Annotated in this window: 19 protein-coding genes and 1 pseudogene; 8 read left to right on the plus strand and 12 right to left on the minus strand. The window is 54.0% G+C overall.

Annotated features, from left to right (window positions below):
* Positions 1-10: 10 nt before the first annotated feature.
* Both HBAL_RS03515 and HBAL_RS16260 read left to right on the plus strand, forming a co-directional pair.
* Positions 11-370, plus strand: coding sequence for a copper resistance CopC family protein (locus HBAL_RS03515; RefSeq protein ID WP_015826544.1), 360 nt, complete (start codon positions 11-13; stop codon positions 368-370).
* 173 nt (positions 371-543) lie between these two features.
* Positions 544-1,206, plus strand: a complete 663-nt coding sequence (locus HBAL_RS16260) for a CopD family protein (protein WP_159098026.1) — start codon at positions 544-546, stop codon at positions 1,204-1,206.
* 156 nt (positions 1,207-1,362) lie between these two features.
* On the opposite strand, the gene HBAL_RS03525 is transcribed toward HBAL_RS16260, so the two are convergent.
* Both HBAL_RS03525 and HBAL_RS03530 read right to left on the minus strand, forming a co-directional pair.
* Positions 1,363-2,058, minus strand: coding sequence for a copper resistance protein B (locus HBAL_RS03525; RefSeq protein ID WP_015826546.1), 696 nt, complete (start codon positions 2,056-2,058; stop codon positions 1,363-1,365).
* A gap of 24 nt (positions 2,059-2,082) precedes the next feature.
* Positions 2,083-3,681 (minus strand): copper resistance system multicopper oxidase, encoded by a 1,599-nt coding sequence (locus HBAL_RS03530; protein ID WP_015826547.1) that lies wholly within the window; start codon positions 3,679-3,681, stop codon positions 2,083-2,085.
* Between the two features lie 596 nt (positions 3,682-4,277).
* Here HBAL_RS03530 and HBAL_RS03535 point away from each other — a divergent pair.
* From HBAL_RS03535 to HBAL_RS03545, 3 genes are read left to right on the plus strand one after another with little or no spacing between them, the layout of a single operon-like run.
* Positions 4,278-4,595, plus strand: coding sequence for a hypothetical protein (locus HBAL_RS03535; protein ID WP_015826548.1), 318 nt, complete (start codon positions 4,278-4,280; stop codon positions 4,593-4,595).
* Between the two features lie 7 nt (positions 4,596-4,602).
* Positions 4,603-5,037 carry a Spy/CpxP family protein refolding chaperone gene (locus HBAL_RS03540; RefSeq protein WP_015826549.1) on the plus strand — a complete coding sequence of 145 codons (435 nt, stop codon included), beginning with the start codon at positions 4,603-4,605 and terminating at the stop codon, positions 5,035-5,037.
* Between the two features lie 10 nt (positions 5,038-5,047).
* Positions 5,048-5,617, plus strand: coding sequence for an RNA polymerase sigma factor (locus HBAL_RS03545; protein ID WP_015826550.1), 570 nt, complete (start codon positions 5,048-5,050; stop codon positions 5,615-5,617).
* Here HBAL_RS03545 and HBAL_RS03550 read toward each other — a convergent pair.
* Positions 5,614-6,522 (minus strand): DMT family transporter, encoded by a 909-nt coding sequence (locus HBAL_RS03550; RefSeq protein ID WP_015826551.1) that lies wholly within the window; start codon positions 6,520-6,522, stop codon positions 5,614-5,616. The genes HBAL_RS03545 and HBAL_RS03550 overlap by 4 nt on opposite strands.
* Before the next feature lie 127 nt (positions 6,523-6,649).
* Here HBAL_RS03550 and HBAL_RS03555 point away from each other — a divergent pair, with 127 nt between their 5' ends.
* Positions 6,650-6,997 (plus strand): hypothetical protein, encoded by a 348-nt coding sequence (locus HBAL_RS03555; protein ID WP_015826552.1) that lies wholly within the window; start codon positions 6,650-6,652, stop codon positions 6,995-6,997.
* 154 nt (positions 6,998-7,151) lie between these two features.
* Here the strand turns inward: HBAL_RS03555 and HBAL_RS16760 are convergent, their stop codons facing one another.
* Positions 7,152-7,304 (minus strand): hypothetical protein, encoded by a 153-nt coding sequence (locus HBAL_RS16760; protein WP_159098027.1) that lies wholly within the window; start codon positions 7,302-7,304, stop codon positions 7,152-7,154.
* 27 nt (positions 7,305-7,331) lie between these two features.
* Here HBAL_RS16760 and HBAL_RS16575 point away from each other — a divergent pair, with 27 nt between their 5' ends.
* On the plus strand, positions 7,332-7,427 hold the full coding sequence (locus HBAL_RS16575; RefSeq protein WP_015826553.1) for a ubiquinol-cytochrome c reductase iron-sulfur subunit N-terminal domain-containing protein: 96 nt from the start codon (positions 7,332-7,334) through the stop codon (positions 7,425-7,427).
* Between the two features lie 679 nt (positions 7,428-8,106).
* Here the strand turns inward: HBAL_RS16575 and HBAL_RS03565 are convergent.
* The 8 genes from HBAL_RS03565 to HBAL_RS16580 form a co-directional block, all read right to left on the minus strand.
* Positions 8,107-8,748, minus strand: coding sequence for a methyltransferase family protein (locus HBAL_RS03565; protein WP_015826554.1), 642 nt, complete (start codon positions 8,746-8,748; stop codon positions 8,107-8,109).
* Positions 8,745-9,023 (minus strand): DUF2933 domain-containing protein, encoded by a 279-nt coding sequence (locus HBAL_RS03570; protein WP_015826555.1) that lies wholly within the window; start codon positions 9,021-9,023, stop codon positions 8,745-8,747. Before HBAL_RS03570 ends, HBAL_RS03565 begins: the two co-directional genes overlap by 4 nt.
* A gap of 476 nt (positions 9,024-9,499) precedes the next feature.
* Positions 9,500-10,831, minus strand: coding sequence for an APC family permease (locus HBAL_RS03575; RefSeq protein WP_015826556.1), 1,332 nt, complete (start codon positions 10,829-10,831; stop codon positions 9,500-9,502).
* The gene (locus HBAL_RS03580; RefSeq protein WP_015826557.1) at positions 10,828-11,325 is read right to left on the minus strand and encodes a DUF411 domain-containing protein; all 498 of its coding nucleotides are present in this window, start codon (positions 11,323-11,325) and stop codon (positions 10,828-10,830) included. Before HBAL_RS03580 ends, HBAL_RS03575 begins: the two co-directional genes overlap by 4 nt.
* Positions 11,326-11,342: 17 nt before the next feature.
* Positions 11,343-13,601 carry a copper-transporting P-type ATPase gene (locus HBAL_RS03585; protein WP_015826558.1) on the minus strand — a complete coding sequence of 753 codons (2,259 nt, stop codon included), beginning with the start codon at positions 13,599-13,601 and terminating at the stop codon, positions 11,343-11,345.
* 36 nt (positions 13,602-13,637) lie between these two features.
* Complete coding sequence (locus HBAL_RS03590) at positions 13,638-14,741, minus strand: acyltransferase family protein (protein ID WP_015826559.1); 1,104 nt, start codon at positions 14,739-14,741, stop codon at positions 13,638-13,640.
* A gap of 3 nt (positions 14,742-14,744) precedes the next feature.
* Positions 14,745-15,776, minus strand: a complete 1,032-nt coding sequence (locus tag HBAL_RS03595; RefSeq protein WP_015826560.1) for a nuclear transport factor 2 family protein — start codon at positions 15,774-15,776, stop codon at positions 14,745-14,747.
* A gap of 342 nt (positions 15,777-16,118) precedes the next feature.
* On the minus strand, positions 16,119-16,238 hold the full coding sequence (locus HBAL_RS16580; protein ID WP_083773108.1) for a copper resistance protein B: 120 nt from the start codon (positions 16,236-16,238) through the stop codon (positions 16,119-16,121).
* A gap of 233 nt (positions 16,239-16,471) precedes the next feature.
* Between HBAL_RS16580 and HBAL_RS03600 the strand changes: the two are divergent.
* Positions 16,472-16,777 (plus strand): annotated as a pseudogene (locus HBAL_RS03600) (integrase core domain-containing protein); the annotation flags it as partial.
* Between the last annotated feature and the right edge of the window lie 150 nt (positions 16,778-16,927).

Here is a 16,927-nt window from a genome sequence, read left to right on the forward strand (position 1 = left end):
TAACACCAACATGAAGCTTGACAGAAAAATGCTCTCAACTGCTGCGATCGCAGCAGTTTTATTCGCAGCGCCGGCTCTAGCTCACACAACGATAAAGACGGCAAATATCGAAAATGGTGCAACTTTGAAGGAAGCGCCTCCGGCATTTGAATTCAGCTTTGGTAGCGCCGTCGGTCTCGCCGGGCTAGAGCTTGAAACCCTGGCCGGTGCAGCGGTGGCAATCAACTTTGATCCCCCCCGGGCCATGCAAAAGAGTTTTACCGTCGCATTGCCACCCCTCGTGGCAGACACATACGTTTTGAAGTGGCGGGCGGTGGCTAAAGATGGGCACGTTATGAAAGGTGAAGTATCGTTCACCATCACCGGCTAAGTGTTTGAATGTTGACGCTTCTCGTATTGTTTTCGAAGTTCGGACTTTATCTCACCGCGCTTATTGGCCTTGGCGCGGCGCTACATAGCACTGCGGCAATTGTCATATCTCGGCGATGGTTTGTCATCCTTGGTCTTGGCCTGGTCATCGCCGTCTCTCTCCGGCTCGCTCTTTTGAATGCGCAACTGGCTGGTGGTTTGAGTGCTGCCTTCTCGCCGGACACCTTTAGCTGGATCTGGACGGCCAACCGCTACCAGGCGATGGCATACTTGGCTGGCGGAGGACTGATCGCGGCCTCAAGCTTGGTGCCTCTGAAATATCTTAAGCTGCCTGCGGCTATCTTTATCGCTGCAGGTTTTGGGCTTGGCGGACATACCCAAGGGCTTGATATGCCGGGTTTGGCACCATGGTTTGCTAGCGGACATGTACTAATAGCTGGCTTCTGGATCGTCGCACCGTTTACGCTTTGGCCCCGCGCTAGTTTAGATGCCGATCTCGTTCATTTTCGAATGGAGCGTTTCAGCAAAATTGCGCTCTGGTGTGTTCCAATACTATTCGTTTCTGGTATATGGTTGGCGCTGCGTCTGGCTGGATCTGGTGAAGCGATACTGTCCAGTTCGTACGGGCAGTTGCTGCTTACAAAGCTTCTGCTCGCCACTCTGGCACTTGCGATTGGTGCCTGGAATAAATTGCGTATCACGCAGCTATTGAAGAACGATGCGCCAAGCGGCGTGGCGAGTCTCAAGCGCTCGCTTGGCGCTGACATTCTTGTTTTTGCGGGTATTCTGTTGGTCATTGCTGCTGCGACAACTCTGACGGGACCCGGCGCGGTATAATCAGCTTAAGGAGCTTTTTATGAGTCACTATTTCAAATTGGGCATCGCCGTTTAAACACGCAAATGCCCACACCTTCCAGCGCGGGCATTCGTCTGTGTTTGTAGATTCTGGATCAATTGAGTAGCTTGATGAAGATAACCAATTAACACTAATCGTTAGAACATGGTGCGTATTCCAACCTTAAAGATGGTGCGATTAGCGCTGCCCGTTTCCAAGCGTTGAAAGTAAGCAGTGTCGCCATAGGCTTCTTCATAGGTAAGTGCGACGTAAGGTGCGAATTCACGAGTGAGTTCATAGCGCAATTGCGCGCCATATTCAGCGGTCGAGAGACCCGAACCGATCTGCCGGGACGGATCGTCTTCAGCATAGAAATCTAGCGCGATGCCGGGTTCGAGGATCAAGCGTTGCGTGAACAAAAGTTCCCCAGTCGCTTCAAAGCGGGCGCTGACATCACCGCTTGAAGAGACAAAGGCGGCTGCATCAACTTCGAAGAAGTAGGGCGCAAGACCTTGCAGCCCGATGACACCGTAGGTCTCGCCCTTAGACTCAAGGTCGTAGCGTACACCAATCTGGGCATCCCAGAATTTTGAAATGTAGCGCGAATACAGCGCTTGGACCTCGGCGTCATCAAAGTCGCCATCGGCAAACTCACCTCCGGTCTTCCACCAAAAGCGATTATAATCGCCGCCGACCCAGCCTTGGGCATCAAAGGCACCGACCGTTTCATCATCAATCTCAGCAATGTCGGCTTCGGCCAGTGTGTAATTGTAAACCGGGTCGCCTTCGGCTGCGAGGGCAGGGAGGGCGGTCGCCATAGCGAGCGCACCCACGATCAAGATTTTGGATTTCATCTGTTTATTCCTTATGATTGTTTGTTATTGAACGCCGCCAATGACATTGACTTGCCGGAACATGCCGGTAGCGGCGTGCTGGAGAATGTGGCAGTGGAAGGCCCAGGATCCTGTGGCATCGACGGTTACATCGGCCGAGATGGTTTCACCTGGCCGGATGTTGATCGTGTGCTTGCGGGGTGCCATGTCGCCCTCGCCATTCAACAGATCCATCCATAATCCATGCAGGTGCATCGGGTGCTCCATCATCGTTTCGTTTTTGAACGTAATCCGCACACGTTCGCCGTAATTGAATTCGAGCGGACCAGCGTCACCGAACTTCACGTCGTTAATCGACCAGAAATATCGTTCCATGTTGCCCGTGAGACGTAGCTCGACCTCGCGGTCCGGCGCTCGCCGGTCCGTATATGGCGTGAGCGCGCGAAGATCGTCATAAGAGAGAACTTTAGGTCCATGCTCCATTGCAGGCATTTCGCCATGTCCGCGATGGGCGTCTCCACTCATGTTCATGGTCATCTCATCTATACCGACAGCTTCACTTTCAGCCATCGCGCCGTGGCTGTCATGGTCTTCTCCCATCGCTGCCATTGTCAGCTCTGGCCGGGGCCCAAGTTCCGGGATCGCCGCTTCGGTGCCGGGTGTCTCGCTGAGTGTGCCACGGGCATATCCTGAGCGGTCCTTTGCGGCGGCGAAGATCGTATATGATTGTCCCGCCTCAGGCTCGACAATAACATCGAAGGTTTCAGCGATAGCGATCGGGAACTCATCAACCGAGACTGGCTCGATGTTTTGACCATCGGCCTGGACCACTGTCATTTTAAGTCCCGGAATCTTGACGTCGAAATAGGTCATCGCGGCAGCATTGATGAACCGGAGGCGGACTTTCTCGCCCGCTTCAAAAAGACCGCTCCAATTGTCTTCAGGTGTTTCGCCGTTCACCAGAAACGAGTAACCGGTAATGTCGACAATGTCGGTTGGATCCATGCGCATCCGGCCCCACGCCAATCGCTCCTGGATGACGTCCGTCTTTTCGCCGCGATCAGCATTTCTCCAATCGCGCCAAAAGTCAAAAACGGTTCGGCGATTATAATTGTAATAGTTCGAGCGCTTCTTGAGATTGGCGAGCGCTTTGTAAGGACTGTCGTTCAGCCAATCGGCGAGTATGATCACATGCTCGCGATCATACTCGAAGGGGTCGGGCTTTGCCGGTTCGATTATGATGGGCGCGAAGACGCCCTCCTGTTCCTGCAGGGCAGAGTGTCCATGGTACCAGTAGGTACCTGATTGATTGGCGGTGAAGTTATACGTGTAGGTCTCGCCCGGCGCGATGCCGTCAAAACTGATCCCCGGTACGCCATCCATACCAGCGTCCAGGATAATCCCATGCCAGTGAAGCGAGGTATCTACGTCGAGTGTATTGGTGACATTGATGGTGACGTCTTCGCCTTCACGCAGTCGCAATAGAGGACCAGGGCTCGTCCCGTTAATGCTGACGCCAGTCAGCGTCTCGCCATCGACCGTCCGTTCAAATTGGTCGATCTCCAGATTATAAACGTCTGCGAGTGCGGCAGGTGCAATCAAGCTGCTTGTCGCGATGAGCAGTCCGGCGAGTTTGAAACGCATGATGTTCTCCTTCTTGCGTTGGACGCCGTTGGAACATTTGGGGGGAGGATTGGGCGTCCTTGTCGAGTGGTTACGCGGCCAGACCAGTCACCCCTTATGCCCCCTTGGGGTATGGAGTGCGACACTTTAGCGACCTGTCACCGCCGCATCGCGCTTTTCAGCCAGGCAAAGGTCAGACTCGGGATGATTAGCCAGTGCAAGAGTGGCGACAGCCCAGTGTTGAGCGGTTCTATCGTCGGCATTGTTTCGCGATAGGCCCAGCTTTCGCGGATCGAAATATTCAGCCATTCGCTGAACACCGTATAGCTCAGTCCAATCAGGAGGCTTAACCCTGCCACGCGCCAATAGTGTTTATCTGGCCATCCACGGCACCCCGCGATGAGCTAGGCGATCTACAGCGAAGACCCGGCGATTAGGACATCGCCAAATGTGCAGTGAGCAATGGCGTCTATCATCCCCCACATGCAGATTGCCATTGTCAGGCGTGCGATCCGTGTATACTGATTTTTATAATTGTTTTTGAGGGAGAGCTATAGCTGCTGCGTATCTGACAATACCTAATCCTCCCGAAGTTTGTTTCTCGAAAGGAGAGCGCCATGAAAATTGACATAGACGCGCTCATCAAAGATTTAAAGGAGACGCGTCTTGATCGCGACCTTCACAATCTCGAAGCTGAGGTTTGGGAACGGATTGACGCGCGCAACCCGGCCGGACACCCAGATTCGTCCGCAGCAATTGCCACAGACGGTCGCCTTTTTGCGACACCGGCAGTAAGCCGAACCGCGGCGATTGCGCTTGCGGTTGCAATCGGACTTTTGGTCGGATTGTTCGGGGCGCCCAGCCAGTCGTCATCGAGTGATTTTTCGGTCTTCTCTGTTGATGCGCCATATGCCCCGTCTGGGATTTTGAGGTAAGACGGTAATGAAACTCGAACACTGGATTATTGTCGCTTTCCTAGCCCTTTGCGCGGCCATGACCGGCGTGTTTGTCGCTGAAAACTGGGCCAGGACGCATCCGTTAGAAACAGCTTCCGGTTTGCATGAGCTGGTCCATCACGACTTGGATCTCTCAGCGGATCAGGAAGTAGAACTCGAGCAAATCGAACACCGTTTCGCGGCCAAAAAAGCTGAACTGGAACAAAAACTTCGCGCAGCCAACTTCACACTCGCTGGCGCAATGGAGGCCGACAAATCCTATTCGCCCGCTGTTCAGGCGGCGATTGATGATTTCCACACAGCCATGGGGGAGCTGCAAAAAGTCACTATCGAGCATGTGTTTGAGATGCGAGAGATCCTTACTGAGGAACAAGCGATCGTCTTTGATACTGAAGTCGTTCGAGCACTGACGGAGCTTTAGACATATACACGTGCACAACACAGAGCGAACAGATGCAGAGCTTGCTGTAGCCGCAGCAGGAGGCGAGGAACGCGCCTTCACCGAGCTCATGCGTCGTTACAAGGAACCGCTCTATCGCTATGTTCATCGATCGATGCGCGGTAATGAAGACGCCTATGATGTGCTGCAGGAAGCCTTTACCGCAGCCTGGCGGTCGATTGACCGATATGATCCGTCGCGGAAGTTCTCGACTTGGATCTACCACATTGCGCTCAACAAAATTCGTGATCATGGCCGCAAACGCGCCGTAAGAAGCTTTTTCTTTCAAGCAGCACCTCTGGAGAGCCCGGATCGGCCGGATATCGCGGACCACTCGCAAAATGTTCAAGACGATTATGAACACCGCGACGAGCTGAACCGTGTCTCGAAGATGGTGGACGCGCTGCCAGATAAGTTGAGACAGACCTTTACGCTACAGGTTCTACAAGACATGCCCCAAAGTGAAGTGGCCGAAATTCTAGGCGTCTCTATCAAGGCGGTGGAGACACGGGTCTATCGCGCCCGGAAAATCTTGCAGGAACAAGTTGAAAAGCTCGATTAGGTCTCCTTTTTGGCAGACACTAACAGCAACGTTTCAGACCTTGGGCGCGATGCGAGATAGACCCCGATGGCGGCGAGCGCGCCGCCGCCAAAAAAATTCATCGTCATTGGCTCCGAGAAGAATAGCGCACCAACTGAAACGCCAATGATCGGAACGAGAAAACTAAATGCAGCCGCCTTGGACACGTCCAGCGATTGCAGCGTCACCTGCCATAACCAATAGGCCAGCGCGGTCCCGGGCAGGGCGAGGCCAAGAAGTGAAATTATGAATTGCGGCGACCAGTCTATGGTTGTTGGGGATTCGGTCGCGAAAGCCAAAATTGAGATCGGGATCGCTCCAATCAAAAGCTGCAACCCCATCGCCATCGCCGCATCGACGCGTGTCGATAATGACTTGATGGCGATATTGCCGACCGCCACGCCGCTGGTCGCCATAATTACCAGGACCAGACCGAAAGCCGTTGATCCCCCGCCCGAGGCCAGGACGCGCGGTATCGCAATGAGCGCCACGCCGCCGACGCCGAGGCAAAGCCCAAACCAGCCAATCGGTCCAAGGCGTTCGCGCAGAAATACGACGGCAAGCACAGCGGCGATCAGCGGCTGGAGGCTTTCGATCACGGTGGCAAGACCGGGAGACACAAACTCGGCGGCGTGAAACATGCCGAAGTAGCCAATGCCGGTCATTCCAAGGCCAGCAAGCGTGATCCAGCCCCAAACGCTCCACCCGCGAGGCCACGCGGCTCGGCGCAGAGTGGCGACGCCTATTAAAATACTACAAGCCAGAATGGCGCGTAGCGCTGCAAAGGTCAGGTGAGGCGCATAGTCGAGCCCCAGCGTGATGAGCGGATAGCAGGAGGCCCATAAGACCATGACGAGCGCTGCGAGAATGCGGGGGCTGACAATCAAACTTAGGCTCCGGTGAAATACTTGAAAGAATAGAGCCAATTTTGGGGGCATCGCCTGTTTGCTGCGTAATACGTCACAAGTGCCCAAGCCCCTTGGGTCTGAACATTTATTAAAAAGGATGCCCCGCATGAAACCGATATGGATCACCACCGCAACTTTTTTTGTCTTGTCGCCGATGGCTTTCGCTCAAGAAGGTCACAAGACACATGACCACAGCGAAAAACCAGCTGTTGAAGCGGAGGCAAATGCGGCCGCTGCCAAAACCTGCATGGCTGGTCATGAAGGCATGGAACGCTGTATGGCCAACATGGAAGGTAAAATGCTTGATGCCCATACGATGGACCACGGCACTGATGGCCACCAAATGCATGACACGTCAGGTGATCATGCCATGTCTCCGGGAGACTGTCAGGCCAAACATGAAGCTATGGGCCATGATCCGGCTGAGCACTGCCCAATGAAGACGGGGCGGTAAGGAAGAGGCTGCCATAGAATAAGGCGTGCTCGGCTGTCGTTTTTCGGCACCGCCGTCTTGGTCCCGGGCCTTCGCAACGCGTCCCCCCCACACAAGGTTGTGAAGGCGCGGACCAAAAACTGTTCGCTTCGACGAACAATGAAGCAGAACGAGATTAGGCCGCCCCTCTCGCTCGATCTTGCTCTGAACTTGCCGCGTCCCATACGTCCCCCAAAGCCATCATGGGGCGCGGCAAGATATTCATCGCTGCGTGGAACGATGCAGCTGCACCTGTAATGGGCACAGCGTGGCCCGGCGTCTGTTCCAATGATGTGAATTTCAGGGAGTATCTCTCATGTCAGAAAACGTTCCAGTCGATGCAGAGCGACGTGACTTTATCTTTATTGCGACCACTGCCACCGCTGCTATTGAAACCGGATTTGAACGATGACGAGATCAATAATTCTATTAACCAGCGCACGCGAAGTTCCCTTCTTCGAGGAGTTTTTGTTGGAGCGGAATCGGGAGTTGCAAATTCTTGCAGCTTATAACGCAGAGGATTTGGCCAACGCGGTGGAGCAAACAGGTGGGAATACGAGACTGATCTCATTTGTAACCGATATTATTGTGCCGCGAACTTTGCTGTCCAAGCTAAAACTGACGCCATACAATATCAACCGGCACCTCCAGAATTTCCCGGCTCGCATGCTGATAGTTTTGCTATCTGGGAAGGCGCGGACACATATGGGGGCACAGCCCATGAAATGATGCCTTCGGTTGATAGTGGTCCGATTGTGGCGGTTTGCCGATTTCCAATGCCCGAACGTCCGGAGCGAATGACATTATCCGATTTTGCCTATTCCAAAGCCGTGGAAGTGTTTGCCGTGGTGGCGGCCCATTGCGCTGAATGCGATGATCCGATGCCGCCTGTGCCGCACGAATATTGGTCTGGCCAAAAGCGAACGCGAGCCCAGTTTAGAGCTTTATGCGATTCTCTTCCTAATTGGTCTGGTGAGGACGCACAGCGTTTAAAACGGGCGTGCGGTCGACGAGGTCGCTGGCTTAGGCGGACCGCAAGAATAAGAAATAGCTGGGATTACATGGCATTTGAGCGGAGTGCGTGGGGGGCTCTAGGCACCCCAACGCGGCCAGAAGCTAGGAGTGACCGCGGCGTAGGCGCGATACTCGTCACCAAATGCGGCTTCGGCGTCCTTCTCCTCTTTCAGAGCGAGACGGACATACATGAACACAAGAACCGGGAACATGATCAAGGTTAGAATCGTCGGCCATTGCAGCAGGAAACCAAACATAATCAGCACGAAGCCGACATATTGCGGGTGGCGCATACGGGCATAAATGCCGGCTTTGGCAAGCTTACCGCTGCGCAGCGCCCCGTGCAGGATCGGCCACCCCCATGACAGAACGCTGAAGCCGAGCAAGATGAAGCCGAAGCTTGCAAAGTGGAATGGGCCAAAATGTGGATTGCCTTGCCAGCCGAAGATCATCTCCCAAAAATGCCCGGAATCATGGGCAAACCAGTTGATGTCGGGAAATTGTTCTTCAAGCCATGGCGAAAGGAAATAAATCGAAAGCGGAAAGCCATACATCTCGGTAAAAAGGGCGATCACAAAACCACTAAAGGTGCCAAATGACGTCCAGTCTTTTGACTTGGATGGTTTTGCAAAACTGAACGCGAAAATGATGAGGATGGCCGAGTTTAGGATCACCAAGAACCAGAGACCATATTCAGAATGGGCCATGTTCTCACTCATCCTCTTGTCCTCCAGTCATCATCCTCATCCAGTTGGGAAGGGCTCTGACCTCCATGATTGCTATGGCCTCCATGTCCACCCATTGCGCTGTGCATGAACAGATGCATCACACCGCAAAGGAGTAAGAAGCTGACAAGGAAGACCGCATCACCGGGGATATGAGCGCGGTGTTCAAGGAGTAGCAGGAAGCCGATCGCGCCGGCGAACACCAAGAGCGGCAACCAGAAGCGTCCGCCTTTTGGGCGATGGTCATCATGATCAGAATGGTTGTGCATAGCGATTACTCCTATAGCAGGGTCAGAACGGACGGGATCCGAGGGATGAAGATGATAGGTTTGATACGCGGCTCCGGCCTAAAGGCCTCAAACCGATGAGCTGCACCGCAAAAATATAAACGATCAACAGCTCAAATACCCAGCATGACCCAAATGCAGAATCGCTCCATTGCTGAGGACCCTCAAGCAGAGCATCAAACCCGAACCCCGGAAGAACATCTTGTATTTTCATGCCGACACCCGGGATCAAGACAGATCAGTATCGCGTGTTGTACGATGAAGGCCTTGGCTTAATGTAAGGGCGACAAACTGCGTTAGATGACCGAGTGGCACCGCGTTCACCTAGCGGTGAGCCGGGTCAGCGAAAACCTCTTCACACGCGCCGTCGCATTTAAGTCAACAAGGCTCCCAATTCTGTTAACTGACCGCTCGCAGAGCTCGATCTGGTTTACACCCCGGCGGGGGGACAAGATACATCAAGAGTGAGAGTGCGCATGATCGGACGCCTCCTTGTCGCGGATCCGGCCGAGATAGAGCGCTTCGAAAGCGAAGATTGCAGCCATTGACCCAATCGCGATGACGACGATCATTGGGTCTGCGGTCGCTTTGATGAACAGGAAGGCACCAAGGGCAATCAAATCGAATAAAATGGCGGCGATTAAAATAGAGGCACGGGCGCCGACATCTTCGCGTAAATAGCGCAGCACGCCATAATGGATAGCAATATCCATTACGAGATAATAGATCGCGCCGAGTGAAGCGATCCGTCCTAGATCGAAGAACGCGGCCAGGACGGCAGCCAAAACAACTGTATAGACAAGCGTGTGTTTCTGGATGCCGCCGGGCATGCCAAAATGCTTGTGGGGGATCAAGTTCATATTCGTCAGCATGGCGAGCATGCGCGAAACCGCGAAGACACTGGCGAGTAGTCCCGACGCGGTGGCAATGATTGCAATGATCACGGTAAACGCCACGCCAAAATCACCAAAGGCCGGCCGCGAGGCTTCCGCGAGCGAGAAATCCTTGGCTGCGACAATTTCTTCAAGTGTTAGTGAGGACCCCACCGCTAGAGCGACAGCCATGTAGACAACAAGGCAGATCGCCAGCGACCAGATGATCGCGCGGCCGACATTCTTATTGGGGTTTTTCACCTCATCGCCGCTATTGGTGATCGTGGTGAACCCTTTAAAAGCAAGAATGGCGAGGGCGACGCCGGCGAGGAATCCCGCAGGTCCAGTCTCATTTGTTGTGGCCGAGGAGGCTGCTTCAAAAGAAAGGCCGGACGCCCAGAGCGCAGCGCCAGCAAATATCAGAATGCCGCCAACTTTCAGGACCGCAGCAACTTTGGATACGCCGCCAATGATTTTGTTTCCGGATATGTTGATTATAAACGCAAAAACGATCAGTCCGACGGCCAGAACTGGTACCAGAATACTGTCTTTCGAAACATCAAAGAGTTGCAATGTGTAGGTGCCGAATGTGCGTGCGACGAGGCTCTCATTGATGATCATGGACATAGTCATGAGCAACGCGCTGGCAGCAGCAATTGTCGTTGGCCCATAGGCTTTTTGAAGGATCATCGCGATGCCGCCGGCCGACGGATATTTGTTAGACATTTTTATGTAAGTGTAGGCGCTGGCCCCGCTTACCACGGCCGCAAGTAAAAAGGCGAGCGGAAACGCCGGTCCTGAGAATTGCGCGACTTGCCCGGTCAGTGCGAAGATCCCGGTGCCAATCATGACACCGGTGCCCATCGCAACGGTTCCTGCGAGACTTAGTGAGCCTTTTTTATAGGTTTCGGATTTCATTGCCCAACCGCCTGTTCAGCTGGGAATCGGCCGACATAGCTCGCGAATACGCTTTGCTGTTCCGTACTGAACAGAATGACATCATAGGCGTCAGGCGGGCTTGTCGTTTCCATTCCGGGAGAGCCCATTGGCATGCCAGGCACCGAAAGCCCCGCCGCATCTGGCCGGGTTTCCAGAAGCTTACGAATTTCCGAGGCTGGGACATGGCCCTCAATCGCGTAGCCATCAACCGACGCAGTGTGGCAGGAGGCAAGTTCATCGGGCACGTTCAGCGAGGCCCGCACAGGTCCAAGGTCTTCGCGTTCGATAACACGTACTTCAAGACCATCGCGCTGAAGGTGTTTTATCCAGGCCGTACAGCATCCACACCAGGGTGTTTTATAGACGGTAATGGTTTGCGCATTCGCAGGGCTCGACAAACCGCCCGAGACGAAAAACCCAGCGGCAAGCGCAAAAAGGGCGGTGGCCAAGGCGCCAAGAATCCATTTTGACATAAGAGTTTCCTTCGAAATTATAGTTTGACAGAGCGAAGTCGCAGCGCATTCGCAATAACCGAGAAAGAGCTGAGGCTCATCGCCGCGGCTGCAATAATTGGACTGAGAAGCAGTCCAGAGAACGGATAAAGGAGACCGGCAGCAACCGGCACACCGAGCGAATTATAGATAAAGGCAAAGAACAGGTTTTCGCGAATATTGCCCATCGTCGCGCGGCTCAGCCGTTGCGCGCGGGCGACACCGCGAAGATCGCCTTTTACTAGGGTGACACTGGCGCTCTCCATCGCCACATCTGTACCGGTTCCCATGGCTATACCGATATCCGCTTGAGCAAGGGCAGGCGCGTCATTGATGCCGTCGCCGCACATCGCCACAACCGCACCTTTCGATTGGAGCTCGCGCACGATCCGGTTTTTGTCTTCTGGTGACACATCGGCCTCTACTTCATCAATGCCGATTTGGCTTGCAACCGCTTGTGCTGTTGCCAGGCTGTCGCCTGTCAGCATGACGACTTTCATGCCAGCCTTGTGCAAGGCGGCTATGGCTTCAGGGGTCGTTTCTTTGATTGGATCGGCGACACCAATCAGGCCCGCCGGTTTGCCGTCCAGAGCGGCGAACATCACCGTCTGGCCGTCGCGGCGATAGGCTTCAGCATGGGCCTTCAGTGTTTCGTCAAAAGCACCGACCCGGCGCATCATCTTAGCGTTGCCGATGGCGAAAAGCTTTCCATCGATCCGGCCCTGCGCGCCTTCTCCGGTGACCGATTCAAAATCAGTCGACTCGAGGCGCGCTGCGCCGCGCTCTTCGGCCCCGTTGACGATGGCTTGCGCAAGAGGGTGCTCGCTCCCGCGTTCAATCGCAGCAGCGTAAGCTAGGAAGTCTGCTTCTGCGAGACCACTCGCAGGCTCGACTGTCACAAGTTTGGGGTGGCCCTCTGTCAAAGTGCCGGTCTTATCGACGACGATCGTGTCGACTTTCTCGAACGTCTCGAGCGCTTCAGCATTTTTGATCAGAATGCCGCTCTGTGCGCCCTTTCCTGTGGCGACCATAATTGACATCGGCGTTGCAAGACCAAGTGCGCAGGGACACGCAATAATTAACACAGCCACGGCGTTGACGATCGCAAAAGCCATGGCCGGGTGCGGCCCAAAAATCGCCCAGACGATGAATGTGATAATCGCGATCACGACGACGGCCGGGACAAACAGGCCGGCCACTGTGTCGGCGAGCTTCTGGATGGGCGCGCGTGAGCGCTGGGCTTCGGCGACCATGCGTACGATTTGCGATAGCATTGTATCTTCGCCGACGCGCGTCGCGGCCATAACGAGTGATCCGGTGCCGTTAACTGTACCGCCGGTAATCAGATCCCCTGCTGCTTTCTCAACTGGAATAGGTTCTCCAGTGATCATGGATTCGTCGACATTCGAACGCCCTTCAACAACTTCGCCGTCGACAGGTACTTTTTCGCCTGGCCGGACCCGTAGCCGGTAACCGCTCTGGACATCGTCGACGGAAACCTCTTCTTCCTGGCCGTCAGCCATGATCCGGTTTGCGGTTGGCGGCGTGAGTTCAAGGAGCGCGCGGATGGCGCCCGATGTCGCGCTTCGGGCTCGCAGCTCCAGAACCTGCCCGAGCAATACGAGCGTCGTGATCACCGCAGCGGCTTCATAATATACAGCGACTTCGCCGGCCTCATTGCGAAAGGCGTACGGAAAAATGCCTGGCAAAGCGGTGGCAACAAGTGAGAAGACAAAAGCAACGCCGACGCCAAGCGAGATGAGGGTGAACATGTTGAGGTTCATCGTGCGTACCGACCGAACGCCGCGCACAAAGAAGGGCCATCCGCCCCAGAGGACGACAGGAACGGCCAGCGCGAATTGAGCCCATTGGGACCAACCGGCGGGCAAGAGCCCTTCGAGGGGTTTGCCGGGGATCAGGTCACCCATGGCGTAAATGGCAAGTGGGATGGTGAAAATGGCGCTGATCCAGAATCTACGGGTCATATCGTCGAGTTCTGAGGTGTCTTCTTCGCCTACAACAACACCTTCGGGCTCCAGCGGCATGCCGCATATCGGGCATCCGGAGTTTCGGACGTCGCGAACGTTTGGATGCATCGGACATGTATAGACCGTGCCTGAGTAGCCCTGCGGGACGAGATCATATTTGCCGTCCGCGCCGGCATCGGCGTCTCCGCCACCATGGCAACAATCATGATCATCCCCGTGGTGGTGATCATGATGCCCATGGTCGTGATGCTTATTATCGGTATTGGTCATATCCGGCCCCTCCGGGGTTTGGCTTTAGTGTCACTCTCATAGGTCGACGCCCCTGGTTGGGCGGTTGATCTCCAATGGAGTTCTGGCATTAGGTTTTTTGGATATCGAGCTTGAACGAGGTTTTAGAGCAAGTATTGGCTTTTCGATGACATGCCACGAAGTGGCAGCGACGAGCAGAATGAGCGGCGCAGTCATTATAGCCAGGGCAGCGGGTCTAAGATCTGGTTGGCCAACCAGAAATACCTGTAAAAGCGGATAGTGCCAGATATAGATCCCGTACGAATAGTCCGGGATTTTGGCGATACGGACGGACGTACGTTTTGACAATCCAGCCCGAAGCATAAGGCTTGTGAGGGCAAAGGTCGCAAACAATTCGCCGAGGAGGCCGCCGCCAAGGAGCGCGAACGCCGCAATCAGACCTGCGACCACGAAGAGGGGCGGCCTGCGCAAAATAGGCCACTGCCAAAGCGTCATTCCGAGCAGAAAGGCCGATGAGAGGCGGAGCAAGGACATCACGCTCGGCGGGAGCGCACTCGTATCGATGAAGAAAGGCGCGCCAAGATAGACCGATTGCACAAGCAAGAAGACGCTGAGAACACGCCATGGGCCGTTGACGGCACCAAACATGAACGCGATGCCCGCTAGGATGTACGCTGCTAGCTCGAACCTAATGGTCCAGAGAGGCCCGTTAAAGTCGGTTTCCAAATTCTGAGAGAATATCTGTGCGGGCGCGCTGTCGGGATCGCCAAGCGCCAAGACTTTGTAGGTGTATTGCCAGGTCTCCGACTGAAACGGTGATCCGCCACCCTCTGCCGAATAGAGAGGCGCGAAGACGAGTACAAAAACCGCAAGTACAATAACCAGAGCCGGGTAGGTCCGCAGAAACCGTGAAAGGGCATAAGCCTTCATATCGCGCCTTGTATGTAGGCTCTTGGCAATCAAGAGGCCTGACAGGACGAAGAATCCGTTCACGGCCATATAACTGGCAGTCCATTCGTGGATGGAGAACGGCTCCACCCCTGTCGTGAGGAGCCAGATATGACCGAGTACTACAGCGATCGCCAACACCCACCGCACTGCGGTGAAATGATTTTGACCCATAAGCGGGTCCGCAAGCTGTGTTTGAGCATCCCCAGCCATCTATCAGTGCTCGTGATCTTCGGTGATCGGCGAGGATGACCAATGGACGTGGTGAATCTTCCAAACCCCAGCGTCGCGTTTGAGAACCATGGTTTCCATCGCTTGCCGGTGCGCGGGCGCGCCTCTATAGGTGCCTTTAATCTCCGATTGAGAGATCACCGTAGCGATATCGCCATTCTCGATAATGTTTCGATCTTTGAGATCGAATGACACTGCCGCCGCATAGGCCATATCATTGGACATATGGTGGCCAGCATACTCTTCGAATGAACGCTCAGCGCCGCCACCTTCTGCGATCACAGCGTCGGGCGCAAACAGTGCGCGTAGCGCCGCTTTATCACCTGCTTTTAACGCTTCGCCGAAAGCGTCAGCGACACTCGCCGGCGAAGCGGCTTGCAGCGCAGGTATCGCAGGCGGACTGTTTTCATCGTGGTGCCCATAACTATTGTCAAGGCTGGTTGGGTTAGATTCGTGGTGGTCGTCGGCGTTGTCATAGACATCCGCGGTCGGTGCCGCGTCTGGCATGGGATCCATATCATGATCTGCCGCGACGACGCCATGATCATGGTCGTGGCCATCTCCGGTTACCTGCGGCAAGCTTTTGACTCCAAGACCGTAACCATAGACGATTTTACCGCCCCACCAGGCTGTGACGGTTAAGGCGAGCACGGCCGCAGCCAAGCCTGTAACGAAAATACCAGAGGTGGCTTTTGTTCTTCCCGTCCAGCGCCAGGCCGCCAGTAGTAGAACGGCGAGGCCGGATGGTACAGCCCAGTTTCGGTGAGTGGTCATCGCGGCATGCGACGGCGCATCATGAGCTACCGTGTAATAGGCCTGAAACCCCGCTGCGATGGTCAACACGATCGCGATAGCACCAAAGGCCAGCATCCAGTCCGCAGCCTGCCGCAGGGTCTCTCGCCATCGCTCGACAGGCGAAAAGGCGGCCAACACATAAGAAGCAAAAGCCGTGAGGCTAAGCGCATAGGCAAAATGCACCAATATTGGATGCAAGTTCGGTTCAATCAAATCACCCAAGAACGCCTCCCAGTTAGCTGTATGCGTGAACGTCGCTGTCTTCAGCGACTGGCCATTGTCTGGGTGATACGCGGACACTTGCCTGACCCCTCAAGAATTGTGGGACCCGCAAGCGGCGTTAGTTCAGGTCTTTAATCCAACGAACAAATGCATCCATGTCTATTTGGTCGCGCGCGATATCGCCGTCGGAGGATATCGGCCGGGTGGAGTCCGACCCAGCCCGATTGAAGGTCGCACGCACAGCGACATAGATCAGCAATGCGAGGACGCTCCATAAAATCAGCGCACCAAAATTGCCAAAGTCATATGCCTCATACCGACCAATTTAAATTTCCATCATGTTTAAAACCAGCTTCGCAAACCAACAAGCAATGCTCTTTGGTCTTTTTCGCCTCTAGAGGCCTCGATGAAGTCCGCGGTATCACCAACCGCGCTTTGCCATTCGACGCCAATAACGGACATTCGACATCAATTAATTGAATGACAGATGATTGTCCTTTTCCTGCCAATCAATGGCAGGGTTTCTTGAACGCAGCTATTCTTCAATAATAGTAAGTAGAGGTGCTAAGAAACCGGCTAACAGCATAAGTGGGATGACATACCAAGTTAGCTTGACTCCGCCTGTGACCCAAACATCTACTCAGTGCATTGAAGCCTCTATTGCGATCATCAAACGACGTAGCAAGCCTCACACAATTGTGTTTGATAATGGAACCGAAATAACGAGCACAGCCATTTTGAAATGGTGTCAGGATACGCAAATAAACTGGCATTATATTGCCCCTGGCAAGCCAATGCAGAATGGCTTCGTCGAGAGTTTCAACGGTAGCTTTAGAAATGAATGTTTAAACGAAACACTCTTTTCATCTCTTCGTCATGCCCAATATAAAATTACAAAATGGAAAGAGAATTACGACAAAAACAGACCACATTCATCACTAGGTAATCTTACACCTAATGAATATGCCTACAAATTTAACTTGCAAAATCAGGCTGCTTGAGGCCTAGATAACAATGACGAATTGATACAAATAACTGGATGAAACAAAATTTGTAACGCTTAATGCAGATGGGATTAAACGAGCCTGTATTCGTTGTAGTGATGTTAAGATAACAATGGTTCATGGAGAACATGCGCACTAAATTTTTTT

It is taken from the genome of Hirschia baltica ATCC 49814, from assembly GCF_000023785.1.
GTDB lineage: Bacteria > Pseudomonadota > Alphaproteobacteria > Caulobacterales > Hyphomonadaceae > Hirschia > Hirschia baltica.

Bases quoted from the DNA above. Each gene is read 5' to 3' on its own strand.
- HBAL_RS03515 (WP_015826544.1), top strand. From the start codon at position 11: ATGAAGCTTGACAGAAAAATGCTCTCAACTGCTGCGATCGCAGCAGTT.
- HBAL_RS03525 (WP_015826546.1), bottom strand. From the start codon at position 2,058: ATGAAATCCAAAATCTTGATCGTGGGTGCGCTCGCTATGGCGACCGCC.
- HBAL_RS03530 (WP_015826547.1), bottom strand. From the start codon at position 3,681: ATGCGTTTCAAACTCGCCGGACTGCTCATCGCGACAAGCAGCTTGATT.
- HBAL_RS03535 (WP_015826548.1), top strand. From the start codon at position 4,278: ATGAAAATTGACATAGACGCGCTCATCAAAGATTTAAAGGAGACGCGT.
- HBAL_RS03540 (WP_015826549.1), top strand. From the start codon at position 4,603: ATGAAACTCGAACACTGGATTATTGTCGCTTTCCTAGCCCTTTGCGCG.
- HBAL_RS03555 (WP_015826552.1), top strand. From the start codon at position 6,650: ATGAAACCGATATGGATCACCACCGCAACTTTTTTTGTCTTGTCGCCG.
- HBAL_RS16575 (WP_015826553.1), top strand. From the start codon at position 7,332: ATGTCAGAAAACGTTCCAGTCGATGCAGAGCGACGTGACTTTATCTTT.
- HBAL_RS03565 (WP_015826554.1), bottom strand. From the start codon at position 8,748: ATGAGTGAGAACATGGCCCATTCTGAATATGGTCTCTGGTTCTTGGTG.
- HBAL_RS03570 (WP_015826555.1), bottom strand. From the start codon at position 9,023: ATGCACAACCATTCTGATCATGATGACCATCGCCCAAAAGGCGGACGC.
- HBAL_RS03575 (WP_015826556.1), bottom strand. From the start codon at position 10,831: ATGAAATCCGAAACCTATAAAAAAGGCTCACTAAGTCTCGCAGGAACC.
- HBAL_RS03580 (WP_015826557.1), bottom strand. From the start codon at position 11,325: ATGTCAAAATGGATTCTTGGCGCCTTGGCCACCGCCCTTTTTGCGCTT.
- HBAL_RS03585 (WP_015826558.1), bottom strand. From the start codon at position 13,601: ATGACCAATACCGATAATAAGCATCACGACCATGGGCATCATGATCAC.
- HBAL_RS03590 (WP_015826559.1), bottom strand. From the start codon at position 14,741: ATGGCTGGGGATGCTCAAACACAGCTTGCGGACCCGCTTATGGGTCAA.
- HBAL_RS16580 (WP_083773108.1), bottom strand. From the start codon at position 16,238: ATGTCCGTTATTGGCGTCGAATGGCAAAGCGCGGTTGGTGATACCGCG.